This window comes from Rhodococcus sp. NPDC060084, from assembly GCF_042730335.1.
GTDB lineage: Bacteria > Actinomycetota > Actinomycetes > Mycobacteriales > Mycobacteriaceae > Rhodococcus.
The window spans coordinates 13707-40377 of the sequence record NZ_JBHWWX010000024.1 but is presented as its reverse complement, the minus strand read 5'-3'; the positions used below and the strand labels follow the sequence as shown (position 1 = coordinate 40377).

Below are 26671 nucleotides of genomic sequence, written 5' to 3'. Positions count from 1 at the left end.
CGGGAGCACCTTCGGTGCTTCTGCTGAGCGCCCGCACGAAGATTAGAAGGTAAGAGGACATGGCGACTGACTACGACGCACCGCGGCGGACCGAAAGTGACGAGGTGTCGGAGGATTCACTGGAGGAACTGAAGGCGCGGCGCAACGAAGCGCAGTCCGCTGTGGTGGACGTCGACGAATCGGATACCGCCGAGTCTTTCGAGTTGCCCGGTGCCGATCTGTCCGGCGAAGAGCTGTCGGTGCGCGTCGTGCCCAAGCAGGCCGACGAGTTCACGTGCTCGAGCTGCTTCCTGGTGCACCACCGCAGCCGACTGGCAACCGAGGAGAACGGCGTCCTGATCTGCCGCGACTGCGCAGCATGAGATCGCCCCGCGACTGCGCAGCCTGAGATCGCCCCGCGACTGCGCAGCCTGAGGTCGCCCCGCGGCCGCTCGGCATGACCATGCCGCGCGGCCACTCCGTGTGACGACCTCAGGGCGCTGCGGCGACCGGGTGGTTGCGACCTGATGGTTGCTTCCCGCGGGTGCTCCCTGTGGCTACTTTCCTGTGGAAACGTCGCAGCCCAACGCTTCGAGCAACTCGGCGGGACGCCGGGTACTGATCAGCCAGTAGGGCGTCGGGTCGTCGGGATCGTCGAGTACAACCATCGCCATCGTCCCGACCCACGGCCGGTGCTGGACGAATGCGGCCGGATCGAGCTGGCGGCCGAGCGCAGCGCTCTTCGCCGACGCCGGAACCACCACACCGCGTGAGATGACCTCCACCGGTAGATGTGCGCGTCCCACGACCAGCTCCCCGTCGACCACTTCGACCTTGCTGCGAGAGAGCCAGATCAGAGCCCAGATCGGGAAGGGCAGCAGCAGCACGTACGGCAGCCACGCGTAGAGGCCCGGCGCTCCCATATGGAGTTCCGCCGCGAGCAACGCAGCGATGCCGAGCCCGATGGGCCACCACCACCACGGCACCCACATCTGTTCGGAGAAGGTCGGGGTGCCGGTGGTCCGGCCGGGAGTCGCTCCGGAGCGAGAGGATCGAGACACAGGCCCAGGATAGTCGCCCGTATCGGACGGCCTCGCGCCCGCAGCGGGGGACAGGCATCCGCAGAGTAACCTCGGTCCACGTGACCGACCTTCCGCGCATCCCGCTGCGTCGCCTCGACCCCGGGATCCCTGTGCCCACCCGTGCTCACCCCGGTGACGCAGGTGTCGACCTGTGCACGACCGCCGACCTGACTCTCCAACCGGGCCAGCGAGCTCTCGTGGGGACCGGCATCTCTGTTGCCCTGCCGATCGGTACCGTCGGGCTCATCCATCCGCGGTCCGGACTCGCAGCGAAGTTCGGTCTGTCGGTGGTGAACACCCCCGGGACGGTCGACGCCGGATACCGTGGAGAGATCAAGGTGTGCCTGATCAACCACGACACCGAAAACGCCGTCGAGCTGCGCCGCGGTGACCGGATCGCCCAGTTGCTGGTCCAACGCGTCGAACTCGCCGAGTTCGTGGAGGTCGACGAACTCGACGACACCGCACGCGGAAGCGGCGGATACGGATCGAGCGGCGGACACGCCGGTCTCGTGAAGGAAGGTTCCTGACATGTTCGGACGTCGCAAGAATCGTGGACCGGATACCGGTGCCGATCGCGCTGAGCAGTCCTACGCGGACGACGGCAGCTTCGATGATGCCGGGTACGACGAGGCCGGTTACGACGAGGGCGGTTACGGCACTGGCGCGTACGACGAGGCGGGATACGACCACGCGACCGGTGCCGCCGGCGACGAAGGGCCCTTCGACATCACCGAGATCGACGAAGAGGACCTCACCGGTTCCCGTCTCGATCTCGGCTCCGTGCTGGTGCCCCTCCCGCAGGGAAGCCAGATCCAGGTCGAGATGGCGCAGAACGGTGCGCCGCAGAACGTTCACCTCGTCACCCGGTACGGGCGGATCACCGTCTCGGCGTACGCGGCGCCGAAGTCGCCGGGTCAGTGGCGCGAGGTCGCTGCGGAACTGTCCGAGACCCTGCGCAACGACAACGCGACCGTGAGTATGGAATCCGGTCCGTGGGGTAGGGAACTGCACGGTGTGACGCCGAACGCGGACCTCCGGTTCATCGGTGTGGACGGCCCTCGCTGGATGATTCGGTGTGTTGTCGCCGGTCCGGCCGGAAACGCCGGCGGGGATTCGGAACTGGTAGCACTCGCGCGATCCGTCGTCGCGGGGACTGTGGTGCGACGAGGAGCAGAGCCGTATCCGGTGCGCACGCCGTTGCCCGTCGTCCTTCCCGAAGCACTCGCGCAGCAGCTCGCTGCGGCAGCGCAGCAACAAGCCGCGGCGCGACAGCAACCCGCTCAGCAGCAACCCGTTCAGCAGGGAGCCGCCCCACAGCAGCAACGCGGTCCGCAAGGCGCCCCGGCTGCGCCTCCGGCGCCGCGTCAGGGTGGACCCGCACCGCAGGCGCGCGCAGGAACGAACCCGCCGCCGCCGAGCACGCGGCAGCCGCAGCCGCCTCGCCGCGGCGAGTCCGGCTCCGCTATGCAGCAGCTGGGCTTCTAGCCCGTACCGCCGGTCCGGTCCTCACGCGGGGCCGGGCCGGCGCACGCCTGGTCGAGCGCCGTCAGGCACATCGTGCCGAGCCGGCCCGGATCCGCGCCGATGTCGGCCAGTCGGAGGCTCCCCAGCGCGGCACGCGGAATCTCCCGCGCCCATTGCTCCGCCGTCTCGAACGGATGGACCGCATCGTCGACGGCCGCAGCGATCCCGACCGGCACCTCGAGAGCGCGCAGCCTGTCCACGTCGAGCGCGTGCATACCGGCGGCTTCCTCGAGCGCCGACGGCAGGTCGGGCCACTGAGCCTTCCAGGATCGGGTCAGCTCTGTGGCAAGCCAGGAAGGACTCGACGCCGCCATCGCGGCCGTCACCGCGTCCAAACCGTGAGCACGGAGTTCCGACGCAGTCCATCGCGCGCTCGCCGCGGCAGGCGCCGCGGCAGGATCGCCGGTCCACGCAGGCAGGGCCGCGAGCACTCCCGCAGCGAGATCCGGATGCTCCGCCGCCCACTGCAGGGCGACCGCGGCCCCGATCGACACTCCACCGACCAGGATCGGGCCGCTGCGCGCGGCAGCATCCATGGCGCGGACGTAGCTGCGCACGACTCCCCGAGGGTCGGGATCGACCGCCACGACGTCGATTCCCCGGGAACGCAGCGCGCCCCGGAAGACGCGGTCGACGAAGTTCGCATCCGAGCCGGTGCCGGGCAGAACGACGGCGACGGTGACAGTGCTGAGATCGAGGGTGGGGGGCACAGTGCGGGGCATGTCACAATCCTGCCGAATGCTCGAAACCGGACCACAACTCGGTGTGCTTGTGCTTGCCCGGAATCGGTCTACAGTGGCGGTCGAACGACAACTTCGGGCACGCACATGTGCCCACCGTGTACAGGAGCGCGCCATGCCACCCGCCGCGGCCGGTTACCTACGCCGGCTCACTCGTCGGTTGACCGAGGATCTCGAGGAACTCGACGCAGAAGAGATGGCCGAGTCGTCTCATTCGACCGGCGCGCTTCCCGTCGTCAAGTGCACCCGCGGCCAGGAAGTGACCATGTTCGGCCGGCTCCGCAGCGTGGAGTCGTGCTCGAAAGCAGCCGCCCCGACAGTGCAGGCGGAGTTGTTCGACGGCACCGACTCCATCCTTCTGGTCTGGATCGGACGCCGCCGTATCCCGGGTATAGAAACCGGCAAGACCCTGCTCGTACGGGGACGAGTCGGTGAACGCGACGGGCGACGGGTGATCTACAACCCCTACTACGAATTGCGCGGCCCGGCCTGACCGGGCGCGGACCGTGAGGCGCGAAGGGGCTCCGCACGTCCGCGACCGGGGTAGCCCCGGGAATATGGCACTCTCGTAGGAGTGAGCGACATCAGGCAGCAGACGATGCTGGAACAACTCGGTGGCATCAGCGGGTTGGTGTATTCGACGCTGCCCGTCCTGGTGTTCGTGCCGGTGAACAGTTGGTGGGGCCTGACGGCCGCGATCTGGGCGGCCGTGGCTGTCGCCTGCGGTGTCCTGGCGTGGCGGCTGATTCGAGGCACCCCTATTCAGCCCGCGATCTCGGGTTTCATCGGCGTCGCGGTGTGCGCGTTCATCGCGTATCGCACCGGTGATGCCAAGGGGTACTTCCTCTTCGGGATCTACGCCAGCCTGATCTACGGCGGAGCATTCGTCGTATCGGTGCTGGTCCGCAGGCCGCTCGTGGGCGTGGTCTGGGGGATGCTGAACGGGCAGGGCTCACGGTGGCGGTCGCACAAGGACGCCGTCCGTGCGTACGACATCGCGACCGTCGCGTGGGCACTGGTGTTCCTGGCGCGCTATCTGGTCCAGAACCACCTCTACGACGCCGACGAAACCGGCTGGCTGGCCGTGGCCCGCATCGGAATGGGCTGGCCGCTCACCGGCCTGGTGTTGCTGGTGACCTTGTGGGCGGTACGCAAAGCCGACCGTCTCGTCGAGCCGGCTCCCGAGGCCGCCGAAGCCGAGGAACCGGGGGAGACCCCGATTCCTCCCTCGGGCCGCCACCGCGAGGTGTGACGTCGCCCGGACGAGACAGCGCTACAACGCGCGGTGTTCTCCGTCGGCCAACGCCGGACCGCGCGAACCGTCCTTGAGCATGACGCCCGAGGCGCCGAGCCGCCGCGCACCGTCCACGAGTGCAGCAATCACCCGCGCGGCCCCCTCACATGTCATCCCGCCGGGCGGATGGATGTTCGACACACAGTTCCGCTCGGAGTCGCGGCGCCCCGGCTCGGGGTGATGCGTGAGGTAGACGCCGATACTGTCGGCGCTCGACAGTCCGGGGCGCTCACCGATGAGCACCAGCATGGTCGTGACGCCGAGCTGTGCGCCGATGTGGTCGCCGAGTGCGACCCGCGCCTGCGTGGCGATCACGGGCGGCGCGAAAGTCGACCCGGGAAGCGCACGCACGATCGCTGCGACGAGCGCGGGGCCGTGGGCCAGGAGCGCGGTCGACGACAGGCCGTCGCACAGAGCGATCCCCATGTCGGCACCGCTGTGGGGAAGTGCGGTCCCGTCCTCGGGCCGGCGTCCCAGGTCGGGGCGGCGGAGATAGACGTCCCGGGTGGCGGCCGCGCTGCGCACCGTCAGAGGCGCACCGAGACGCGGGCGTCCGGGCAGATCATCGAATTCGAGCGCCTCCAGCTGCTGTGCGAGGGACTCCACGTCGAGAGGTGCATGAACGGCATCGCGGGCCGCCGCATGCGCCGCGACGAACTCGAGGTGCCGCCGCGTGGGCAAGCCGTTGCCGGCCCGTCCCAGTCCGATGCGGGCCTGCGTGTGGCGCCGAAGTGCCTCCCACGCGTCCGTCACAGCGCCCCTCCGAGTGCTCGCAGCGGCGAGGCCGCCATATCGACGGGCAGGATGCGCCCGGAATCGTCGGCCAAGCCCTGTGCCCGCAGCCATTCCTCGAATTCGGGGCTGGGCCGCAGACCCATGACCTCCCGCGCATACAGCGCGTCGTGGAACGAGAGCGACTGGTAGCCGAGCATGACGTCATCCGCTCCCGGCACCGTGATGACGAACGCGGTGCCCGCGACGCCCAGCAACGTGAGCAGGGTGTCCATGTCGTCCTGGTCGGCCTCGGCGTGATTGGTGTAGCAGACGTCGACTCCCATGGGCAGGCCGAGGAGCTTGCCGCAGAACTGGTCCTCGAGCCCTGCCCTGATGATCTGTTTGCCGTCGTAGAGGTACTCGGGTCCGATGAAACCGACGACGGTGTTGACCAGGAGAGGATCGAGCTCACGCGCCACCGCGTACGCGCGGGCCTCCAAGGTCTGCTGATCCACTGGGCGTCCGCCGGCGCCCAGGTGTGTGCCCGACGAGAGCGCCGAGCCCTGACCGGTCTCCAGATACATCACGTTCTCGCCGACCGTTCCGCGGCGCAGCGCCCGCGCCGCCTCGTTGCCTTCACGCAGGAGGGCGAGATCGACTCCGAATCCGCGGTTGGCGCCTTCGGTGCCCGCGACCGACTGGAAGACCAGATCGACCGGCGCGCCCTGCGCCACCAGGTCGATGGTCGTCGTGATGTGGGTGAGTACACACGACTGGACCGGGATGGAGAACCGCTGCCGGATGTCGTCGAGCAACCGCAGGAGGTCGCCCACCGCGCGCGGGGAGTCGCTCGCGGGGTTGATGCCGACCACCGCGTCACCGCATCCCATCAGCAGGCCGTCGAGCACCGCCGCCGCGACACCGTGCGGGTCGTCGAGCGGATGGTTCGGTTGCAACCGGGTCGACAGTCGTCCCGGGAGGCCGATGGTGGTGCGGAAGGCACTCGTGACGGTCGCTGCCCGCGAGACCGCGATCAGGTCCTGGTTGCGCATGATCTTGCTCACCGCCGCGACCATCTCCGGGGTCAGCCCCGGCGCGAGTGCCCGCAGCGCGGGGGCAGGGTCCGGCTGCGCCGCGACGGTGAGCAGGTGGTCGCGGAAGCCGCCGACCGTCAGATGCGCGACGGGCGCACACGCGTCGGCGTCATGGGAGTCGATGATCAGACGGGTTACCTCGTCGGTGTCGTACGGAACGATCGCCTCGGTGAGAAATGCCGACAGCGGCACGTCCGCGAGCGCCCACTGAGCCGCCGCACGCTCGGCGTCGGAATGCGCGGCGCACCCGGCGAGTTCGTCGCCCGACCGCCGCGGCGACGCTTTCGCCAGGAGATCCACGAGACCCTGGAATTCGTATGCGACACCGGCGATCTGCTGCCGATACACGGTCATGGTTCGGTCACCTCCGAAGTCCCTCGGTCACGCCTCGGCGGCATGGTCGGCACAGCGTACCGAGGTGCGCCGTGCAGCGCCGGTCGGGTGAGGGCCGGAACCGGGACCAGGCACGGGAATCGTCCCGGGGTCCCGGCGGAGTGGGAGGCTAGACGCCGACGGCCGCGCGCAACTCGTCTTCGACATCCTGCGCAGCGACGAACAGCAGTTCGTCTCCCCCCTCGAGTGGGTCGTCGGGTTGCGGCACGATGACTCGTTCACCGCGAAGAATCGTCACCAGCGCGACGTCCCGCGGCAACTGCAGCTTGCGCACCGGCTTGCCTGCGAGCGCGGTGGTGTCGGGCAAGGTGATTTCGACGAGGTTCGCACCCCTTCGCAATGTCATCAATCGCACCAGATCGCCCACGGTGACGGCCTCCTCGACCAGCGCCGCGAGCATGCGAGGGGTCGACACCGCCACGTCGACCCCCCACGACTCGTCGAACAGCCATTCGTTGCGGGGGTCGTTGACGCGGGCCACGACGCGCGGCACCCCGAACTCGGTGGTGGCGAGAAGGCTCAGCACGAGGTTGACCTTGTCGTCGCCGGTCGCTGCGATCACCACATCGTAGTTTTCGAGACCGGCAGCCTCGAGCAGACTGAGCTCGCACGCGTCGGCGTGCACCCACTCGGCCTCCGGCACGGCAGCGGGTTCGACGTGGTCGAGTTTGCGCTCGAGCAGCATGACCTCGTGGTTGTTGCGCACGAGTTCGCGGGCGATCGACCGTCCCACGGCTCCCGCGCCTGCGATGGCGACCTTCATCGACGGATCCTCTCGGTTGACGGGGTCATCGTGCTCAGTTGTCTTCCGCCGGAGGGTTCTCGGCCAGTGCGATCGCCTCGGCCGCAGAACCGGAAACGGCAGCGATGTAGACCAGATCGTCTGCCTGGATCACGGTCCTGCGATCCGGCAGCAGGCCGGTGCCGAACCTGATGAGGAACGCGACGCGGGAACCGGTCGCTTCCTCGAGTTCGGTCACGCGCCGACCTACCCAGCCTTCGTGGACGTCGACGCCGGCCACTGCGACCGAGCCGGTCGGATCCCGCCACCGCGTCGCCTCGCTGTCGTGGGTGAGCGCGTGCAGGAACCGGTCCGTGGTCCACGGCACGGTGGCGACGGTGGGGATGCCGAGGCGCTCGTAGGCGGCCGCGCGCTTCGCGTCGTAGATCCGCGCGACCACACGATCGACCCCGAAGATCTCGCGGGCCACACGCGCCGAGATGATGTTCGAGTTGTCACCCGACGACACCGCGGCGAACGCGTCGGCCTGCTCGATGCCGGCCCGGATCAGCACGTCCCGATCGAATCCCATCCCCACGACCGTGTGGCCGGGAAAATCCGGTCCCAGCCGCAGGAATGCGCTCGGGTCCCGGTCGACGACCGCCACCTCGTTGCCGAGTCGCACGAGCGCGGTGGCCACGGACGAACCCACCCGGCCACACCCCATCACCACCACGTACACCGTGGACACTCCGTTTCGTCGATCGTCGAGGAGGCGACCACGGTCGGTGGTCGCCGAACGGAACCGTACCGCCCGGCGGTCGGGCGCGCGGTCGGACTCGGCGAAGCGTCGGTGGCGTGCGGAAACGGACACCGGCGTCCGATGCAGTGTTCCACCAGGCGGACGGCTTAGGCTTTGCAGGTGTCCAAGCTTTCCACCGCCACGAAACGGCTCCTGCTGGGTCGCCCGTTCCGCAGCGATACTCTCGGGCACGATCTGCTGCCCAAGCGGATAGCCCTGCCCGTATTCGCCTCCGACGCATTGTCCTCGGTGGCATACGCGCCGGAGGAGATCTTCCTCGTCCTGTCCATCGCCGGCTTGTCCGCATACGCGTTCTCGCCGTGGATCGGCCTCGCAGTCGCCGCCGTTCTCGTGATCGTCGTGGCGAGTTACCGGCAGAATGTGCGCGCCTACCCCTCGGGCGGCGGCGACTACGAGATCGCGACGAAAAATCTCGGGGCCACCGCAGGTCTGACGGTCGGCAGCGCCCTCATGGTCGACTACGTGCTCACCGTCGCGGTGTCGTTGTCGTCGGCCGCGGCGAACATCGGTTCGGCGGTGCCCTTCGTCGCGCAGCACAAGGTGCTCTTCGCTATCGCCGCCATCGCGATACTCGCCGCGGTGAACCTGCGGGGGCTACGGGAGGCGGGCAAGGCCATTGCCTTCCCGACGTACGCGTTCGTGGCCTGCATGCTCGCGATGCTCGGGTGGGGGCTGGTTCAGATCTTCGTCCTGGGGGAGGACCTGCGAGCGGAATCGGCGGAGTTCGAGCTTGTCGCCGAGCAGACGGACCTCACCGCGATCGCCTTCATCTTCCTTCTCGCGCGGGCCTTCTCGTCGGGCTGCGCGGCACTGACGGGTGTCGAAGCGATCAGCACCGGGGTACCGGCTTTCCGTAAGCCCAGGGCCCGGAACGCCGCGACCACACTGTTCATGCTCGGAGCGATCGCCGTGACGCTGTTCCTCGGGGTGGTGTTCCTCGCCCAGCGTCTGGGCGTGGTGGTGGCCGAGAATCCGGCGACCCAGCTCCGGGGTGCCCCCGAGGGATACGAGCAGAAAACCCTCGTCGCGCAGCTGGCCCAGACGATCTTCAGCGACGTTCCGGCGGCGTTCTTCCTGATGGCGGTCGTGACGGCGGTGATCCTCGTGCTCGCCGCGAACACCGCCTACAACGGGTTCCCCGTGCTCGCCTCGGTACTCGCACAGAATCGGTACCTCCCGCGTCAGCTGCACACCCGCGGCGATCGCCTCGCGTTCAGCAACGGCATTGTGTTCCTGTCCGGTCTGGCCATCGTGTTCGTGTGGGTCTTCGACGCAGAAGTGACCAAGCTCATCCAGCTCTACATCGTCGGCGTGTTCGTCGCCTTCAGTCTCGGACAGGCCGGAATGGTCCGGCACTGGACCCGATTCCTTGCCACCGAGACGGACCCGGCGAGCCGGGGCCGGATGCAGCGTTCACGGTCAGTCAACGTCATCGGCTTCGTGGCGACCACGGCCGTGCTGCTGATCGTGCTCGTCACGAAGTTCACCGCGGGCGCGTGGATCGCGGTCGCGACGATGGTGGTGATCTTCGGTGTGATGAAGGCGATACGTCGTCATTACGACACCATCGCGGCCGAACTCGAAGGTGCGGAGTGGGACGGTGTTCTGCCCAGCCGGACCCACTCGATCGTGCTCGTGTCGACCCTCCACCTGCCGACATTGCGCGCCCTGGCGTACGCGCGGGCGACCCGGCCCGACACTCTCGAAGCGATCACCGTGAACGTCGACGAGGAGGACACCCGCAAGCTGGTCCGGGAATGGGAGCGCAGCGACCTCACCATTCCGCTGAAGGTCGTCGAGTCGCCGTATCGTGAGATCACCAGGCCCGTGCTCGACTACGTCCGGCGTGTCCGGCGTGACTCGCCGCGTGACGTCGTGACGGTGTTCATCCCGGAGTACGTGGTGGGTCACTGGTGGGAGCAGATCCTGCACAACCAGAGTGCGCTACGTCTCAAAAGCCGTCTCCTCTTCCAACCCGGGGTGATGGTCACGAGCGTGCCCTGGCAGCTGCGCTCGTCGGCAGCGGTGGGACGAGAACGGATCGATTCGGCGCCCGGAGCGGTGCGCCGGGGTCTCGACAAGGAGGAACAGCAGTGAGTCGGCAGGAACGACAGGGCACGCGCACGGATTGGTCCGGACGCCGGGTAGAGGTGATCTTGGGTAACCCCGCGCACGGCGGTTTCTGCGTCGCCCGGTTCGAAGGCCGGGTGATCTTCGTCCGCCACGGCCTTCCGGGGGAGCGGGTGTTCGCGTCGATCACCGAGGACCGCGGCGGCTCGTTCTGTTTCGCCGACGCGGTGGAGATCCTGGAAGCCTCCGAGGATCGGGTCGATCCGCTGTGCCCGGTGTCCGGGCCGGGCGGTGCGGGCTGCTGCGACATGTCACACGCTTCCGTGCCCGCGCAGCGCCGCTTTGCCGCCGCGGTGGTGAGCGAACAGCTGCGGAGACTCGGCGGTGTCGAGCGCGACATCACCGTCGAGGAAATCCCGGGCGGGTCGCCGAACGGCACCTTGTGGCGGACCCGTGTCCGGCTCGCGGTCGACGCCGCGGGCAGCCCCGGGTACCGGCGGTACCACAGCAACGACGTCGTTCCCGAGCTTGCGTGCCCACAGATAGACGCCGCCGCCTACCGGGGTTTGCCGGACCAGGTGTGGCGTCCCGGCGCCGAACTGCAGGTGGTGCTGGATGCGAACGGCGACCGGCACATCGTCGAGATCGCACCTCCCGTGATTTCGGGTACCGGTCACAAGAGCCCCGGCCGCCGCGGCGCCGCCGCGCGCCGGGCTGCGACGAGTGCGCCTCGCGCGGAGAAGGTCGTCGAGGGATCGGGACGACCCGTCGAACGGGTCGGCGATCGCGAGTGGACCGTCGCGGCAACCGGTTTCTGGCAGGCCCATCGAGGGGCGCCGACCACGTACTCGGGGGTCGTCGCGGAGTGGGCGCAGGCATCGGAGGGAAGCACCGTCTGGGACCTGTACGGCGGAGTCGGTGTCTTCGCCGCCTCGCTCGCCGGACAGGTGGGAAGCCGGGGGAGTGTGATCTCCGTGGAGTCGTCGCGGACCGCTGTGGAGGACGGTACGGCTGCGCTGGCGGACCTGGACCAGATCTCGTTCCGGCACGGACGCGTGGAGCGCCTCGTCGGCGAGCTTCCGGCTCCGGAGGTCGTCGTGCTCGACCCGCCGCGCGCCGGTGCGGGCAAGGAGGTCGTGAGTGCCATCGCGGAGGCGGGGCCCCGCCGGGTCATCCACCTCGGATGCGACCCCGCGGCATTCGGCCGTGACGTGGGCCTGTACCGCGCACAGGGTTTCGAGCTCGCCGAAGTCCGCGCGTTCGCGGCGTTCCCGTCGACTCATCACGTGGAGTGCCTCGCGCTGTTCACCCGGTGAGCAGGGTCTCCTGAGCGGCCGGTGACGCCGCTGGGAGGTTCGTCCGTTTCGTGAAGTATTTGGTTACAGCAAGCAACTATATGTTATAGTTGCATGTCGTAACCAAATACTTTTCTTCGGAGGTTTTCGTGCCGGTTCGGACCGAGACGGCGCACGAACTCGTGGACGCCATCTTTCTGCTGGGTAGAACGATGCGCTCGGCGCTCGCGCACAACGAGACCGCAGTGCTTCCCAACACGCTCGTCGGGGTGCTGATCCTCCTCGCGAGAGCGGGGGAGTGCCGACCCAGCGAACTCGCCGCGGAGATGTGCGTCAGTCAGTCCTCGCTCAGCCGGCAGATCGGTGAACTCGTCGAACGGGGGCTCGTCGAAAGACGCCCGGACCCCGGTGACCGGCGAGCACACACCCTCCGATGTACGCGGAAGGGACTGGACGTTCTCGAGTCGGTCCGCGAACTGCGCACCGAGCGATTGTCCGCCGAACTCGCCGACTGGGATCAGCAGCAGGTCGACGACGCGATCGCAGTTCTCCGCCGGCTCAACGCTTCATTGCTTCCGATAGCTACCGCCACCGCCCAAAGGACTTCTTCATGACCACCACCGACTCCAGGCACGGCGCTTTTCCGCCAGGTCCTGAGGCAGAGGCCGATGCGCCGATGACGCACCGCGAGATCCTCGTCGTTCTTTCCGGTCTGCTCGCCGCGCTCTTCACCGCGCTGCTGAGCAGCACGATCGTGTCGACGGCGCTGCCCACGATCATCGCCGACCTGAACGGGACCCAGACCCAGTACGCCTGGGTGATCACCACCGCCCTGCTCGCGAACGCGGCATCCACCCCGATCTGGGGCAAGTTCGCCGATCTGTTCAACAAGAAACTCCTGGTACAGCTGTCGATCCTGGTCTTCGTGGTCGGGTCGGTGCTCGCCGGCGTCGCGCACAACGTGCCGATCCTGCTGGCTGCTCGTGTGGTGCAGGGCATCGGCATGGGCGGTCTGACCGCCCTCGTGGTGGCGATCATCGGCAGCATCATCCCGCCCCGCGAGCGCGGTCGCTACTCCGGATACATGGGCGCGGTCATGGCCGTCGCGATGTCGGGCGGTCCCGTCCTCGGCGGCGTCATCGTCGACACCCTCGGCTGGCGCTGGTGCTTCTACGTCTGTGTACCGATCGCCGTCGTGGCTCTCGTCCTGCTCCAGCGCACCCTGCACATCGAGACCGTGCGCAAGCAGAATGTCAACATCGACTGGCTCGGTGCGACCCTCATCACCGCTGCGGTGAGCGTGCTGCTCGTCTGGGTGTCCTTCGCCGGGAAGGCCGGCTACTACGAGTGGATCTCCGCCGAATCGGCGCTCTACGTCGGCGTGGGATTGGCGCTGCTCATCGCGACGATCATCGTCGAGACGAAGGTTGCCGACCCGATCATCCCGCCGAAGATCGTCTCCGAGCGCACCACGGCGCTCGCGATCATCGCGTCCATCGCCGTCGGTGTCGGCCTGTTCGGCGCCACCACGTTCCTCGGCCAGTACTTCCAGACCGCACGCGGATACAGCCCCACCGAGGCGGGTCTGCTCACCATTCCGATGGTGGCGGGAACCCTGGTCTCCTCGATGCTGTCCGGTCAGCTCATCACGCGTTTCGGTAAGTGGAAGGGCTTCCTCATCGGGGGTGCGGTCCTGCAACTCGTCGGCTTCGCGCTGCTCGGGACCATCGACCACACCACGTCGCTGCTCGCCATCAGCGGATATATCGCGATCGTGGGTCTCGGCACCGGCATGCTGATGCAGAACCTCGTGCTCGCCGTCCAGAACACCGTCAGCGTGCGCAACATCGGGGCGGCCAGTAGCTCCGTCGCGTTCTTCCGCACCTTCGGTGGCGCGATCGGCGTCTCCGTCCTGGGCTCGATCCTGGCGTCGCGAGTCGCCACGATCTCGGCCGAAGGATTCGCGAAGCTCGGCATCGATGCCGGGGCCGGCGGCGGAGGCAGCCTCGACCTGAGTGTGCTGCCCGCGCCCGTCGTCGAGATCGTGCAGCACGCCTACGGTGACGCCACCGGCACGCTCTTCCTCGTGGCCGCAGGCTTCGCAGTGATCACGTTGCTCGCAGTCGCTGTCATCCCCAACCGGGAACTGCGCACCACCATCGACCTCGTCGAGGAGCCGACCGGTGACGAGCGCACCAAGGACACGACCGACGTGTGACGCACGATGCGGACGGGGCCCGATGTCGTGTGCATCACGATATCGGGCGCCGTCTCTGCGGAGTGCGCTCACCCCCTTGTTGCAATCGCTCCGTAGACTGGTGATCACTTGCTCGCGCGGCCACGCGCGAATCCCGAGCCGGAGGGAGCTTCTCCAGGTGGGTGTCTTGTCCCGCATACAGTCCCCCGACGATCTTCGTCGGTTGACCCCCACCGAGATCACGCAGCTCGCCGGGGAAATCCGCAATTTTCTGGTCGAGAAGGTGGCTGCGACCGGGGGACACCTCGGGCCCAATCTCGGCGTCGTGGAACTGACCATCGCGTTGCATCGGGTCTTCGACTCGCCGCGCGACCCGATCCTCTTCGACACGGGCCACCAGGCCTACGTCCACAAGATCCTCACCGGACGCAGAGATCGGTTCGACACCCTGCGCCAGCGCGGGGGGTTGTCCGGCTACCCGTCCCGGTCCGAGAGCGAGCACGACTGGATCGAGTCGTCGCATGCGTCGGCGGCGCTGTCGTACGCCGACGGCCTCGCCAAAGCTTTCGCGCTGACCGAGGAACCCGACCGCACGGTCGTCGCGGTCGTCGGCGACGGAGCGCTCACCGGCGGAATGTGCTGGGAAGCGCTGAACAACATCGCCGCCGGTGCCGACCGATCGCTGGTGATCGTCGTCAACGACAACGGCCGTTCCTACGCACCGACGATCGGCGGACTCGCCGACCATCTCGCGGTGCTGCGCCTCAAGCCCGGATACGAACGTGCCCTCGACAACAGCCGCCGGATCGTCAAGCGGCTTCCGGTGGTCGGTCCCACGGCGTACTCGGTGCTCCACGGCATGAAGGCCGGCGTCAAAGACGCGGTCAGCCCGCAGGTGCTGTTCACCGATCTCGGGATCAAGTACCTCGGACCGGTCGACGGCCACGACGAGCCGGCCATGGAGGCGGCTCTGCGTCGCGCCAAGGCTTACGGCGGCCCCGTGATCGTCCATGCCGTGACCCGCAAGGGTGCCGGGTACGCACCGGCCGAGAATCATCTGGCCGATCTGATGCACGCGACCGGAGTCATGGACCCGCGCACCGGTGTGGCCACATCGTCGTCGTCCTCACCCGACTGGACATCGGTGTTCTCCGAGGAACTCATCGCCCAGGCGGAAGGACGCAACGAGGTCGTCGCCATCACCGCGGCGATGCCCGGCCCGACCGGACTCTCGAAGTTCGCCGAGCGGTTCCCCGACCGCACCTTCGACGTCGGTATCGCCGAGCAACACGCCGTGACGTCCGCCGCCGGCCTCGCGCTCGGTGGCCTGCATCCCGTCGTCGCGGTGTATTCGACGTTCCTCAACCGCGCCTTCGACCAGTTGCTCATGGATGTCGCGTTGCTGAAGCAACCCGTCACGATGGTGCTCGACCGAGCGGGCGTGACCGGATCGGACGGCGCGAGCCACAACGGCATGTGGGACTTCTCCCTCCTGGGCATCGTCCCCGGCATTCGCGTGGCTGCGCCGCGCGACGCGGCGACCTTGAGAGAAGAGCTTGCCGAAGCACTCGACGTCTCCGACGGCCCCACCGTGCTGCGCTTTCCGAAAGGCTCGGTCGGGAAAGACATCCCGGCCGTCGAACGCATCGACGGAATCGTCGACGTGCTGCGGATGCCCGAGGAACGCTCCGGCGACGTGCTCGTCGTCGCGGTGGGTGCATTCGTGCGACTCGCACTCGACGCCGCCGAGGTTCTCGCGGAGCAGGGGATCAGCGTCGCGGTCGTCGATCCGCGGTGGGTGCTCCCCGTACCCGAATCGATCACCGAACTGGCGCGCGCATTCCGGCTCGTCGTGACGATCGAGGACAGCGGTAAGCACGGTGGTGTGGGGTCGGCGGTGGCCGCTGCGCTCCGCGACCGCGACATCGACGTACCCCTGCGCGCCCTCGGGGTGCCGCAGCGGTTCCTCGATCACGCGTCGCGCTCCGAGATCCATCAGGAACTCGGGCTCACCGTCGAGGACGTCGTACGCCGTGTGACGGGATGGACTGCTACCCCGCACACCGTCGCGTCTCCGAAGGCGGCCGCACACGGCAGCGCGTCGGCCGGAAACGGCACCGGTGTAGCCCCGAAGGGTACGAACGCGGAACTCGAGCGGGAGGTCGGCTGATCCCCGCCGGGGATCAGGTCTGCATGTCCTCGAGTTCCATTCCCTTGGTCTCCCGGATCTTCGTCTTGACGAAGAAGAACGACAGCAACGCGAAGAACGCGAACAATCCGTAGAGGAACCACAGGCCCACCGCTGATGTCAACGGCGGGAAGGCCAGGGTCACGGTGAAATTCGCGATCCAGTTCGCGGCCGTACTGATACCGAGCGCGACAGCCCGCATTCGGTTCGGGAACATCTCGCCCAGCATGACCCACATGATGGGTCCCCAGGTGGCGGCGAAGAAGATGACGAACGCGTTCGCGCCGACGAGTGCCACGGCACCCCACGGTGCCGGCAGCGACACGTCGTCGCCTCCGCCCTCGGCTTGGGAGAACGCGATCGCGGCCAGCAACAGGCTGACGAACATCCCGAGGGAACCGGTCATCAGCAGCGGTCGCCGGCCGATCTTGTCCACGAACAGGATCGCCACGAAGGTCATCACCACGTTGATCAGGGCGGTGATCACCGAGGTCGTGAACGACTCGTTCTCGGTGAATCCCACCGACTGCCACAGAGTCGTCGAGTAGTAGAAGATCGCGTTGATGCCGACGAACTGCTGGAAGATCGCCATCGTGATGCCGACCCAGACGATCGATTGCAACCCGAAGACCGGGCCCCGGATATCTCCGAACGACGCCTTCGTATCGCGCCGCAGTGTCAGCCGGATCTCGCGTACCCGTTCTTCCGGTTCCAGCTCACCGGTCACGTTGGCGAGGACCTCGGCGGCTTCCTCGTCGAGATCCTGCCCCACCAGGTATCGCGGCGACTCGGGGATCAGCACCGCGAGTATGCCGTAGACCGCAGCGGGGACGACTCCGACGAGGAACATCCATCGCCAGGCCTCGAGTCCCCACCACAGGTCGTTCGACGCACCGCCCGCGGCGTTCTGCAACACCGCGTCGGACAGCAGGGCCGCGAAGATGCCGAGGGTGATGGCGAGTTGCTGCAGCGAGGCGAGACCGCCGCGGTACCGGGCCGGTGCGATCTCGGAGATGTAGGTCGGCGCGATGACCGACGCGATGCCGATGCCCAGTCCGCCCAGAACCCGCCAGAGCATGAGGTCGGGAACGCTGAACGCGAGGCCGGAACCGGTCGACGAGACCAGGAACAGGATCGAGCCGAGCACCATGACTCGCTTGCGGCCCCAGCGATCGGCGAGCCTGCCGGCGAACCAGGCACCTACCGCGCAGCCGAGCAGCGCGATCGCGACGGCGAACCCGGTGACGAACGAACTGAGCGCGAAATTCTGCTCGATCGAGTCCACAGCGCCGTTGATGACGGAGCTGTCGAACCCGAACAGGAATCCGCCCACTGCAGCGGCGACGGTAACCGCGATGACCTTGGCAGCGTGTGCGGACGACGGTTGCGTCATGAAAGCTCCTGCTGACGTCGTGCACCACCCGGGGGCGCTGCTCGGTCGGAAAGCTACGGCAATTGCTCATCGGGGACACTACGCCGCGACAGGTTGCGGGGGACGATCTTCACACGAAGAAAGGCGTGCCGCCCCAGGGGGCGACACGCCTTCTTTTCAGGTGCGCCGAGCGCAACCGGTGCTACGCGACGTCGGCGACGCCCGGGGCCAGGAAACGCTTGCCGTTGACGGCCTCCGACGTTCCGGTGCGATCCAGGTACGGCGTGATGCCGCCGTTCCAGAACGCGAAGCCGCCGCCGAGGATCAGGCACAGGTCGATGTCCTCGGGTGCTGCGACGACACCTTCGTCGAGCATGATCGCGATCTCCTCTGCGAATGCCCGACGGGTGCGCTCGAGCACCTCCTCCGCGGTGGACGGGGAGTCACCCTGCGGCCACAGTGCGGCGACCTCGGGATCGACGACCTGTTGCCCGTCGGCGTACGACCACACGCCGGGCTTACGGGCTTCCACCAGCGCCTCGAGGCCGGGCGACGACACGAAGCGGTCGGGGTACGCGGCCTGCAGGGTCTCCCCGGTGTGCAGGGCGACGGCGGGCCCGACCAGCGCGAGCAACGTGAACGGCGACATCGGCATGCCGAGCGCGCCGACGGCGTTGTCCGCCACCTCGAACGGGGTGCCTTCGTCCACAGCGGTCATGACCTCACCGAGGGTGCGGGTGACCAGGCGGTTGAAGACGAAGCCGGGCTTGTCGCCACACAGCACGGCGGACTTCTTCAGCGACTTGGCCGTCGCGAATGCCGTTGCCAGCGTGGCGTCGTCGGTCTTCTCGCCCCGGATGACCTCGAGCAGCGGCAGCACGGCGACCGGGTTGAAGAAGTGGAATCCGACGACCCGCTCGGGATGCTGCAGGCCCGACGCCATTTCGGTGATCGACAGCGACGAGGTGTTCGTGGCGAGGATCGTCTCGGGCGTGACGTGCTGCTCGAGCTCGCTGAACACCTGCTTCTTGACGTCCATGTTCTCGAACACGGCTTCGATCACGAAGTCGGTCTTCGCGAACGCGGCCTTGTCGAGCGAACCGGTGACGAGCGCCTTGAGGCGGTTCGCGGCGTCGGGCGACAACCGGCCCTTGCCCTGCAGCTTGTCGATCTCGGTGTGGACGTAGCCGACACCCTTGTCGATGCGATCCTGGTCGATGTCGGTCAGGATCACCGGCACCTTGAGCTGACGGACGAACAGCAACGCGAGCTGGCTGGCCATCAGGCCCGCGCCCACGATGCCGACGCCGCTGATCTTGCGGGCGAGGGACTTGTCCGGAGCGCCGGCGGGGCGCTTGGCGCGCTTGTTGACCAGATCGAATGCGTACAGACCCGCACGCAGTTCGTCGGACATCAGCAGGTCGGCGAGCGCCTCGGTCTCGGCGTCGAAGCCCTTGCTCAGCGACTCGGGATCGGAGATGTCGGTGGTGCGGGCGAGTTCGAGGAGCTCGATCGCACGCTCGGCGGCGGGGGAGAAGCCGCGGGTCTTTCCGGCGACGAGGGCCTTGGCGCGTGCCATGGCGGCATCCCAGCCGGCCCCGCGGTCGATCTCCGGACGCGCCGGCACGATCTCGCCCGCGAGCACCTTCGACGCCCACGCGAGCGACTGCTCGAGGAAATCGGCCGATGCCAGCACGACGTCGGCGTAACCGAGCGCCTCGGCCTGCTTGGCCTTGATGGTGCGGCCGTTGTTCAGCGGATTCTCGAGAATCAGGGTGACCGCGTTGTCGGGGCCGACGATGTTCGGGAGAAGCTGTGTGCCACCCCAACCGGGGACCAGGCCGAGCATCGTCTCGGGCAGGCCGAGCGCCGGAACGTTGTCGGCGACCGTGCGGTAGTGCGTGTGCAGTCCGACCTCGAGTCCGCCGCCGAGCGCCAGACCGTTGACGAAGGCGAAGGTCGGGATCGTCGTGTCGCGCAGACGGCGGAACACGTTGTGTCCCAGGGTTCCGAGCTCCACGCCCTGTTCACGGCGCGTGACGGCGGGAACGCCCTTGAGATCGGCGCCCGCTGCGAAGATGAACGGCTTGCCGGTGACGGCGATCGCGGCCGGGTTGGCGGCGAACGCCTCGTCCAGCGCCTTGTCGAAGGCGAGCAGTCCCGCGGGACCGAACGAGTTCGGCTTGGTGTGGTCGAAGCCGTTGTCCAGCGTGATCAGGGCTACCGGGCCCTCGATGCAGGGGACGGAAAGCAGCTTGGTGTACGCGTGGGTGACGACCTCGTCGGCGAACGCGGACGCGATCCCCGTCGCGTCGGTCGTCCCGTGTGCGGTGTCCGATGTCATGGTTATGCGGCTCCGGATTCGTAATCGGCGTGGTTCGGGTTCTCCCAGATCACGGTGCCGCCCATGCCGAGACCGATGCACATGGTCGTCAGGCCGTAGCGGACCTCGGGATGCTGCGCGAACTGGTGCGACAGCTGGGTCATCAGGCGGACGCCCGACGAGGCGAGCGGGTGGCCGCACGCGATCGCACCGCCCCACTGGTTGACGCGCGGGTCGTCGTCGTCGATGCCGAAGTGCTCGAGGAACGCGAGCACCTGCACGGCGAACGCCTCGTTGATCTCGAACAGACCGATGTCCTCGATGCTCAGGCCGGTGCGGGCGAGCAGCTTCTCGGTCGCCGGGACGGGGCCGATGCCCATAACCGCGGGATCGACGCCCTGGAAGGAGAAGCCGACCATGCGCATGCCGACGGGCAGACCGAGCTCACGTGCGGTGTCCTCGCCCGCGAGAATCGCGGCCGTCGCGCCGTCGTTGAGACCCGCTGCGTTGCCCGCGGTGATACGGCCGGCGGGGCGGAACGGCGTCTTGAGCTTTGCGAGATCTTCGATCGTGGTGCCCGGGCGGGGCGGCTCGTCCTCGGTGGCGAGGCCCCAGCCGGTGGCGGAGCGAGTCGCGACGGGAACCAGCGTGTCGGCGATCCAGCCGGCCTTCTTGGCGGCGTCGTACTTGTTCTGGCTGTTGACCGCGTAGGCGTCGGTGCGGTCCTTGGTGATGCTCGGGAACCGGTCGTGCAGGTTCTCGGCGGTGTTGCCCATGACGAGCGCGCTCGGATCGACCAGCTTGTCGGCGAGGAAACGCGGGTTGGGGTCCGCGCCCTCACCCATCGGGTGGCGGCCCATGTGCTCGACACCACCGGCGATGACGACGTCGTACTGACCGAAGCCGATCCCGGATGCCGTGGTGGTCACGGCCGTCATGGCGCCTGCGCACATGCGGTCGATGGCGAAGCCGGGCACGGTTTCCGGCAGGCCCGCGAGAATCGCGGATGTCCGGCCGATGGTCAGGCCCTGGTCGCCGGTCTGTGTGGTGGCCGCGACTGCGACCTCGTCGACACGGGAGGGGTCGAGCTGCGGATTGCGGCGCAGCAGTTCACGGATCGCCTTCACGACGAGGTCGTCGGCACGGGTCTCGGCGTACATGCCCTTGGGGCCGGCCTTACCGAACGGAGTCCGGATTCCGTCGACGAAGACGACGTTGCGTTGTGTTGAGGTGGTGGGAGCCACGCGGATTCCTCCTGATGGAGCGATTACTCGCCGACACGTGCCGTGGCGAGGAGTGCTCGATCGCCAGACGGCGACCGGCCTCGCGGACAAGCCTACATTGTCATTACCGGTGAGTAACTTAATACCTGCGATTTGGCGCCGGTATGCGGGTCACCCCGGCGCACGCCTGTGAGCAGTGTGTTCTCGCTCCCCGCGGTGCCCGTAGGCGCCGACTGACATGGTGACGCCGGATGCACGCGTCACCCCTCGGCAAGTTAACGAGCATTCCCACCAAGCGGCGACACGGCGCACGGGCATCGCCATCGGACTCGTTCCTCTTGACACTGCTTGATCTGCGGATACATTGCACTCCATGATGCGACGTCGGCCCGACCCCACGGTGCAGGGCGTGGTAGGTGAGGCAGTGTTCCTGCTCAGTTCCCCTCGACGCTTCCTCACGGAGATTGCACTTGCCCCGGTCGGGCGCGGAGTAGCCGAGCACAGCAAGGCCCTCACGGACCCGATTGCTCGTTTCCGGAACACGAGCGCGTACATCTTTCTTGTGGCGTTCGGCAGCGACGAGGAGCGGCGCGCGGTGGTCCGGTTCGTCAACCGTGCTCATGCGCCCGTCCGGGCAGAGGGATACAACGCCTTCGACCCGAAGTTGCAGTTGTGGATCGCGGCGGTCATGTTCCACGGTGGCCGCGACATCTACGAACGCTTCTTCGGGCCTCTCGACCGGTCGGAGGCCGAGCGGATGTACCGGGAGTTCGCGGTCTACGGCACCGCGCTCCAGGTTCCGGCCGAGTTGTGGCCGGCCGACCTCGCGGCATTCGAGGACTACTGGGACAGCGTCGTCGCAGATCTCGTCGTCGACGACACCGTCCGTGCCTACGCGCACGCACTGCTACGCGGCGGGCACGCGCCGTGGTACATCCGCGCGGGTATGTCACCCGCCCGCTTCCTCACCGTCGGTCTTCTCGATGCCCGCATCCGCGACGCCTACGGCCTCCTCTGGACGGACCCTCAGCAGCGCAGGTTCGACCGCGCCATGCGGGTCGCCGCGCCGCTGTACCGGGCGCTTCCGCTCCGGGTGCGCCACCTTCCCGCGTCGCTCGTCCTGCGCGACGCGCGTCGCCGGTTCGGGGCACGTTCGGCCACGGCGGACGGGGCGCCCGCGTGAGCCGTGTGCCTGTCGGGCCGGTAAGCGGCCGTGGCGCCGAGGGGCGCGCCACCGTCGCCGTAGTGCCTCCCGGGCGCGGGAGCCGCCGTAGCCGGGCCCTCGCGGCCGTCCTCGCCGTGAGCGCCCGGATCCTCGCGGACGTCGTCCCGCTCGGCCCGGTGCCGCTCGGCGGTCTGCGTCTCGGATTGTCGGTCGCCGGTCGCCTCGACCTCGCGCGGGGCACACGCGTCGCGCGCGACCGCACCGGACCGGTCCCCGGCCGATGGGTGTTCCCGCCCGGGACCGGCGACTCGCCGCACGTTCTCTACTACCTGCACGGGGGAGGCTTCGTGATGGGGTCGTCCGCGTCGCACATCGGCGTCGCCGCCCGAATCGCCCGTGCCGCAGGAGTCCCCGCATTCCTGCCCGATTACCGTCGCGCACCGGAAGCACCGTTCCCGGCAGCGCCCGACGACGTCCGCGCCGGGTTCGACCACCTCCGGATACGTGGCTACGCTGCCCGCGACATCGTGATCGCCGGAGATTCCGCCGGCGGCCACCTCGCCTACGGACTCGTCGTCGAACTCGACCGGGAAGGCGCAGATCTGCCCGCCGGGGTCGCACTCGTCTCTCCGTGGCTGGACCTGTGGCTCCGCACCGGCTGGGAACGTGAAGCGGCCCGGCGTGATCCGTTCCTGTCGGTGAAGTTCGCAGACCGTGCGCGGCGCGCCTACGCCCCGGACGGCGACCCGGCCGATCCTCGCCTCGATCTGCTCGCCGCGACTCCCGGGTCGCACTGGCCGCCGTTTTTCGTCCAGGGCGGGGAAACCGAAGCGATCACCGGCGACACGCAGGCCCTCGAGGAGGCTCTCGCCGCGGCGGGCGTGCCCCACGAACTGCAGATCTGGCCCGGACAGGTACACGTGTGGCACGCATTCCACCCGCTCGTCCCCGAGGCGGCCGCTGCGGCCCGGCACCTCGGACACTTCGTGCGCGACGCTCTCGCACGAGGAGCAGATCCGTCCTGACCGGTCGCTACTCCGCCGGCGCGAGAGCTTTCGCCAGCCGCGGTGCCGTCAGCGCCCGCTGCCACGGCCGGGCACCTCCGGCCGCGAACTTCTCCTCGATGTAGGCCTCGGCATCCGACCCGGGCGTGACGTCCCAGTCCCAGCACAGGCGCCGAACGAGTTCGGGGCTCACCAGATTCTCGACGGGAACCGACACCTCCTCGCTCAGCGCTGCGAGTTCGGCGCGCGCGGCCGTCAGTCGTGCGGCAGCCTCGGGATGGTGCCGGGCCCACCGGCCCACGGGCGGAGGACCGGTGAACGGCGGGGTGACCGGAGGCAGTTCCGACGTGGGCAGGGCGCGGGCACGATCGATCGCCGACAACCACAGCCGCGACGACCGCCGCTGACGAGGTCCACCGAAGACCGGGAGGGCGCGCAGGTCGGTGAGGGTGGCCGGCGCGGCCTCCGCCGCCGCAATGATCGCCGAATCCGGAAGGATGCGGCCCGGCGCGATATCGCGGTTCGCGGCGATCTCGTCCCGGGTGATCCACAACTCGCGCACGATCGCGAGACGGCGCGGGTCTTTGAGCGTGTGGATCTTCGACGTTCGCCGCCAGCGTTCGGGCTTCGGTGCGGGTGGTCCGGCCAGCCGGATGTGTTCGAACTCCTGCGCGGCCCACTCCGTCTTGTTCTGCCGTTCCAGTTCCTCGGCCATCGCGTCGCGGAGTTCGACGAGGATTTCCACGTCGAGCGCCGCGTAGTTCAGCCAGGAGTCGGGCAGCGGACGCGTCGACCAGTCCGCGGCCCCGTGCCCCTTCCTCAGTTCGAACCCCAGCGTGTCGGCGACGATCGCAGCGAGCCCGACCCGCGGGAACCCGGCGAGCCGGCCCGCCAGTTCGGTGTCGTACAGCACAGCGGGGTGCAGGCCCAGTTCTGCCAGGCCCGGAAGATCCTGGTCGGCCGAATGCAGCACCCACTCGAGGTCGTTGATCACTTCCGCGAGCGGCGCGAGGTCGGCTGCCGTGGGGATCGGGTCGAGAAGCACGGTGCCGGCGCCGTTGCGCCGCAACTGGACGAGATAGGCCCGGGCGGAGTAGCGGTAGCCGGAGGCCCGTTCCGCGTCGACGGCCAGCGGTCCGTGCCCGCGGGCGAGCAGCGCAGCCGCCTCGGCGACACCCGCGGCGGTGGTGACCACCTCGGGTACGCCCTCCCGCGGCTCGAGGAGCGGCACCGTCGCCGCGGGCGGGTGCTCGTTCGGGGAATCACCGCCAGTGGGAGAGCTGTGCTCGGGCACTACCGTCTCGTGGTCCTGGCCTGCAGACATGGGCGTGACTCTAGCGGCTGTCCTGGGAAAGCGAGATTGTGCCGCGCGCAGAACGGGCGCTCATCGGCTCACGCCGTCGATGCTCGAGTCCTCGTCGTCCGATGACCGGGCCTGCTCCGCGGCGGCCAGCAACTCGTCGAGCGCCGGCGCCAGACAGTCGGTCAGTACCCACAGGTCCGGGACCAGTTCCGGGCAGGTGATGAGGCCGACATCGAGTTTGTCTTCGAGCGAGATCACCGTGATGTTGAGTCCGGCTCCGTGGAAGAGCGGGCCGAACGGGTACAGCGCGGTCACGTGCGCTCCGAGGAAGTAGAGCGCCTGCGGGGGACCGGGCACGTTGGAGATGACCAGGTTGTGGATCGCGGGGTGTTTGTCGGCGAGCCGCAATGCGGCGTACGTGCGCATGGCTGCGCCGAACACCGCAGCTCCCATGAACTGCGACCAGTCCTGCAGCATGTTCGCGCCCAGCTCGGCGTTGTGGTCCTTGGCCACCTCGTTCGCGTCGGCGAGTGCGCGCAGGCGCTCGACCGGATCTTCGATGTGGGTGTGCAGGCCCGCGAACATCGCCGACACCTGGTTACGTCCCGGCCGGTCGGACTCCTCGTGGACCGAGACCGGCACCATCCCGACGAGCGGACTGTCGGGGAGTTCGCCCCGGCCTGCGAGGTAACTGCGCAGCGCACTCGCCACGAGGGTCATCACCACGTCGTTGACCTTGACGCCGAACGCGTTCTTCACGGCTTTGACATCCGCGAGGTCGAGTTGGGCGAACGCCACGGCCCGGTGGCCGGTGATCGTCGAGTTGAACGGGGTCCGCGGCGCGGTGAAGGGGGCCGGCATGGCGTCTCCACGGCGCGCTCGTGCCACCCAGGACGCCACCGAGGTCACGGCGGACGGAAGCATCCGGGCCAGGTGCAGGGGACGCAGGGCGACGTTCACCGCGCCGGCGACCGCCATGTAGATCTCGTTTCCGCCGCCGACGCCGGGGGCGATCGTGTCGGGGCGCGGTGCCGCCGGGTCGAGGCTGCACAGCTGAGCGATCATCGCCGCACCCGACACCCCGTCCACGCCCGCGTGGTGCATCTTGAGGATCACCGCGATCGAACCGTCGTCGAGTCCTTCGACCACCCACATCTCCCACAGGGGCTTCGCACGGTCGAGCGGCTGCGCGGCGATGTGGCCGCACAGGTCGGCGAGTTCGGTCCGCGAGCCCGGAGACGGTACCGCGACATGATGCAGATGGCGGTCGAGGTCGAAGTCCTTGTCGTCGACCCAGACCGGATGGTCGAGATTGAAGCGGCTGTCGGCGAGCTTCATGCGGAAGGCGGGGACCGCGTCGAGGCGTGCGTCCAACTCCCGGCGGACGGCCCGGTAGTCGTATCCGTCCGGCACCGTGGAGGGATCGAGGACGAGCAACCCGCAGATGTGCAGGTGCTGGCTGGGGGTTTCGAGGTAGAGGAAGCCGGCGTCGAGACCACTGAGGCGCTGCATGCCCCTCAGGCTAGAACTCGACCGTCTCCCGAAGGCCCGAATCGGGCGTATCCGTCAGGACCGCAGTTGCGCTACGCCGGTAGGCGGAAGACCCGCGGCGTATGCGAGGACATCGCAGAAGGCTTCGACGTGCGGGGCGAGCACGTCGGAGCGAGGAGTCCACGACGCGCGAAGCTCGAGTTGATGCGCTCGCGGAGGGCCGGCGATGTCGCCGAACCGCACCGAACTCGTCGCCGTCACGGTTCCGCCGAGTGCGGTCAACGGCTCGCCGTGCGCTTCGAGGGCATCGACCAGCCAGCTCCAGGCCACATCCGGAAGCAGCGAGTCGGCGGCGAGTGAGGCGTCGACGTCGGCCTGGATGTACGCGACGAGCCGAGTGGTGCCGTGCCAGGCTTCGTCACCGTTCGGGTCGTACAGGAGGATGAGGCGGCCGAAGGCATCGCCTTCGGATTCCTCGGGGACACCGTCGGACTCGTCGTGCAGGACCTCGGCGCCCAGCGCGAAACTGTGCGGTGCCAGTCGCTGCGGTGGTCTGATCGGTGCCACTTCGATCTCGCTGCGGACGGTGGCCGCCTTCATCGATTCGACGGCCGCGCGGAAGCGGGCCGGCTCGGGTGAGGTGGTCACGACAGCGGACGTTAGCGCCGGTGAC

24 protein-coding genes are annotated in these 26671 nt (G+C 68.3%); 12 read left to right on the top strand and 12 right to left on the bottom strand.

Annotation, left to right across the window (positions count from 1 at the left end; genetic code table 11):
- The first annotated feature begins 59 nt into the window (after positions 1 to 59).
- A complete protein-coding gene (locus ACFWBU_RS13825) occupies positions 60 to 362 on the top strand; it encodes a DUF4193 domain-containing protein (protein WP_169620679.1) in 303 nt (100 codons plus the stop codon).
- Between the two features lie 174 nt (positions 363 to 536).
- Here ACFWBU_RS13825 and ACFWBU_RS13820 read toward each other — a convergent pair whose 3' ends face one another.
- Positions 537 to 971 (bottom strand): DUF3093 domain-containing protein, encoded by a 435-nt coding sequence (locus ACFWBU_RS13820; RefSeq protein ID WP_169620734.1) that lies wholly within the window; start codon positions 969 to 971, stop codon positions 537 to 539.
- A 149-nt stretch (positions 972 to 1120) separates the two neighbouring features.
- On the opposite strand from ACFWBU_RS13820, the gene dut reads away from it, so the two are divergent.
- Both dut and ACFWBU_RS13810 read left to right on the top strand, forming a co-directional pair.
- Entirely contained in the window at positions 1121 to 1591 is a 471-nt protein-coding gene (gene dut / locus ACFWBU_RS13815; RefSeq protein WP_169620680.1) for a dUTP diphosphatase, read from the top strand.
- Between the two features lies 1 nt (position 1592).
- Positions 1593 to 2549, top strand: a complete 957-nt coding sequence (locus tag ACFWBU_RS13810; RefSeq protein ID WP_378528513.1) for a DUF3710 domain-containing protein — start codon at positions 1593 to 1595, stop codon at positions 2547 to 2549.
- Here the strand turns inward: ACFWBU_RS13810 and ACFWBU_RS13805 are convergent.
- Positions 2546 to 3310, bottom strand: a complete 765-nt coding sequence (locus ACFWBU_RS13805) for an alpha/beta hydrolase (RefSeq protein ID WP_378528512.1) — start codon at positions 3308 to 3310, stop codon at positions 2546 to 2548. The two genes, ACFWBU_RS13810 and ACFWBU_RS13805, sit on opposite strands and share 4 nt — an antisense overlap.
- 133 nt (positions 3311 to 3443) lie before the next feature.
- On the opposite strand from ACFWBU_RS13805, the gene ACFWBU_RS13800 reads away from it, so the two are divergent.
- Together ACFWBU_RS13800 and ACFWBU_RS13795 are read left to right on the top strand one after the other, a co-directional pair.
- Positions 3444 to 3821 carry an OB-fold nucleic acid binding domain-containing protein gene (locus tag ACFWBU_RS13800; protein WP_169620683.1) on the top strand — a complete coding sequence of 126 codons (378 nt, stop codon included), beginning with the start codon at positions 3444 to 3446 and terminating at the stop codon, positions 3819 to 3821.
- 105 nt (positions 3822 to 3926) lie between these two features.
- Positions 3927 to 4580, top strand: coding sequence for a DUF3159 domain-containing protein (locus tag ACFWBU_RS13795; protein WP_169652460.1), 654 nt, complete (start codon positions 3927 to 3929; stop codon positions 4578 to 4580).
- A 21-nt stretch (positions 4581 to 4601) separates the two neighbouring features.
- Here the strand turns inward: ACFWBU_RS13795 and eutC are convergent, their stop codons facing one another.
- The 4 genes from eutC to ACFWBU_RS13775 all read right to left on the bottom strand — a co-directional run bounded on the left by eutC (position 4602) and on the right by ACFWBU_RS13775 (position 8286).
- Positions 4602 to 5375 carry an ethanolamine ammonia-lyase subunit EutC gene (gene eutC / locus ACFWBU_RS13790; protein WP_378528511.1) on the bottom strand — a complete coding sequence of 258 codons (774 nt, stop codon included), beginning with the start codon at positions 5373 to 5375 and terminating at the stop codon, positions 4602 to 4604.
- Positions 5372 to 6784, bottom strand: a complete 1413-nt coding sequence (locus tag ACFWBU_RS13785; RefSeq protein WP_378528510.1) for an ethanolamine ammonia-lyase subunit EutB — start codon at positions 6782 to 6784, stop codon at positions 5372 to 5374. Before ACFWBU_RS13785 ends, eutC begins: the two co-directional genes overlap by 4 nt.
- Before the next feature lie 148 nt (positions 6785 to 6932).
- Complete coding sequence (locus tag ACFWBU_RS13780) at positions 6933 to 7586, bottom strand: TrkA family potassium uptake protein (protein ID WP_169620687.1); 654 nt, start codon at positions 7584 to 7586, stop codon at positions 6933 to 6935.
- Between the two features lie 34 nt (positions 7587 to 7620).
- Positions 7621 to 8286: a potassium channel family protein gene (locus tag ACFWBU_RS13775; protein WP_378528531.1), complete on the bottom strand. Its 666-nt coding sequence runs from the start codon at positions 8284 to 8286 to the stop codon at positions 7621 to 7623.
- Positions 8287 to 8466: 180 nt separating this feature from the next.
- On the opposite strand from ACFWBU_RS13775, the gene ACFWBU_RS13770 reads away from it, so the two are divergent.
- From ACFWBU_RS13770 to dxs, 5 genes are all read left to right on the top strand, one after another.
- Positions 8467 to 10464: an APC family permease gene (locus tag ACFWBU_RS13770; RefSeq protein ID WP_378528509.1), complete on the top strand. Its 1998-nt coding sequence runs from the start codon at positions 8467 to 8469 to the stop codon at positions 10462 to 10464.
- A complete protein-coding gene (locus ACFWBU_RS13765) occupies positions 10461 to 11753 on the top strand; it encodes a class I SAM-dependent RNA methyltransferase (RefSeq protein WP_296551153.1) in 1293 nt (430 codons plus the stop codon). Before ACFWBU_RS13770 ends, ACFWBU_RS13765 begins: the two co-directional genes overlap by 4 nt.
- Before the next feature lie 128 nt (positions 11754 to 11881).
- Positions 11882 to 12346 carry a MarR family winged helix-turn-helix transcriptional regulator gene (locus tag ACFWBU_RS13760; RefSeq protein WP_169620689.1) on the top strand — a complete coding sequence of 155 codons (465 nt, stop codon included), beginning with the start codon at positions 11882 to 11884 and terminating at the stop codon, positions 12344 to 12346.
- Positions 12343 to 13950, top strand: coding sequence for an MDR family MFS transporter (locus ACFWBU_RS13755; protein ID WP_206038721.1), 1608 nt, complete (start codon positions 12343 to 12345; stop codon positions 13948 to 13950). The genes ACFWBU_RS13760 and ACFWBU_RS13755 overlap by 4 nt, the downstream gene beginning before the upstream one ends.
- Before the next feature lie 157 nt (positions 13951 to 14107).
- A complete protein-coding gene (dxs, locus tag ACFWBU_RS13750; RefSeq protein WP_378528508.1) occupies positions 14108 to 16099 on the top strand; it encodes a 1-deoxy-D-xylulose-5-phosphate synthase in 1992 nt (663 codons plus the stop codon).
- A 13-nt stretch (positions 16100 to 16112) separates the two neighbouring features.
- Here dxs and ACFWBU_RS13745 read toward each other — a convergent pair whose 3' ends face one another.
- The 3 genes from ACFWBU_RS13745 to ACFWBU_RS13735 all read right to left on the bottom strand — a co-directional run bounded on the left by ACFWBU_RS13745 (position 16113) and on the right by ACFWBU_RS13735 (position 21056).
- Positions 16113 to 17510 (bottom strand): sugar porter family MFS transporter, encoded by a 1398-nt coding sequence (locus tag ACFWBU_RS13745; protein ID WP_169652367.1) that lies wholly within the window; start codon positions 17508 to 17510, stop codon positions 16113 to 16115.
- Between the two features lie 181 nt (positions 17511 to 17691).
- On the bottom strand, positions 17692 to 19833 hold the full coding sequence (locus ACFWBU_RS13740; protein WP_378528507.1) for a 3-hydroxyacyl-CoA dehydrogenase NAD-binding domain-containing protein: 2142 nt from the start codon (positions 19831 to 19833) through the stop codon (positions 17692 to 17694).
- A gap of 2 nt (positions 19834 to 19835) precedes the next feature.
- Positions 19836 to 21056 (bottom strand): thiolase family protein, encoded by a 1221-nt coding sequence (locus ACFWBU_RS13735; protein WP_169620693.1) that lies wholly within the window; start codon positions 21054 to 21056, stop codon positions 19836 to 19838.
- 352 nt (positions 21057 to 21408) lie between these two features.
- Here ACFWBU_RS13735 and ACFWBU_RS13730 point away from each other — a divergent pair, with 352 nt between their 5' ends.
- Positions 21409 to 22218, top strand: coding sequence for an oxygenase MpaB family protein (locus ACFWBU_RS13730; protein ID WP_378528506.1), 810 nt, complete (start codon positions 21409 to 21411; stop codon positions 22216 to 22218).
- On the top strand, positions 22215 to 23225 hold the full coding sequence (locus ACFWBU_RS13725) for an alpha/beta hydrolase (protein ID WP_378528505.1): 1011 nt from the start codon (positions 22215 to 22217) through the stop codon (positions 23223 to 23225). The genes ACFWBU_RS13730 and ACFWBU_RS13725 overlap by 4 nt, the downstream gene beginning before the upstream one ends.
- Positions 23226 to 23232: 7 nt before the next feature.
- Here the strand turns inward: ACFWBU_RS13725 and ACFWBU_RS13720 are convergent, their stop codons facing one another.
- Genes ACFWBU_RS13720 through ACFWBU_RS13710 form a run of 3 tightly spaced genes read right to left on the bottom strand, consistent with a single transcriptional unit; the run spans position 23233 to position 26646 of the window.
- Entirely contained in the window at positions 23233 to 24528 is a 1296-nt protein-coding gene (locus ACFWBU_RS13720) for a ribonuclease D (RefSeq protein ID WP_296551142.1), read from the bottom strand.
- Positions 24529 to 24588: 60 nt separating this feature from the next.
- A complete protein-coding gene (locus tag ACFWBU_RS13715; protein WP_378528504.1) occupies positions 24589 to 26019 on the bottom strand; it encodes a wax ester/triacylglycerol synthase family O-acyltransferase in 1431 nt (476 codons plus the stop codon).
- A gap of 54 nt (positions 26020 to 26073) precedes the next feature.
- A complete protein-coding gene (locus ACFWBU_RS13710) occupies positions 26074 to 26646 on the bottom strand; it encodes a DUF3000 domain-containing protein (protein WP_169620697.1) in 573 nt (190 codons plus the stop codon).
- Positions 26647 to 26671: the final 25 nt, after the last annotated feature.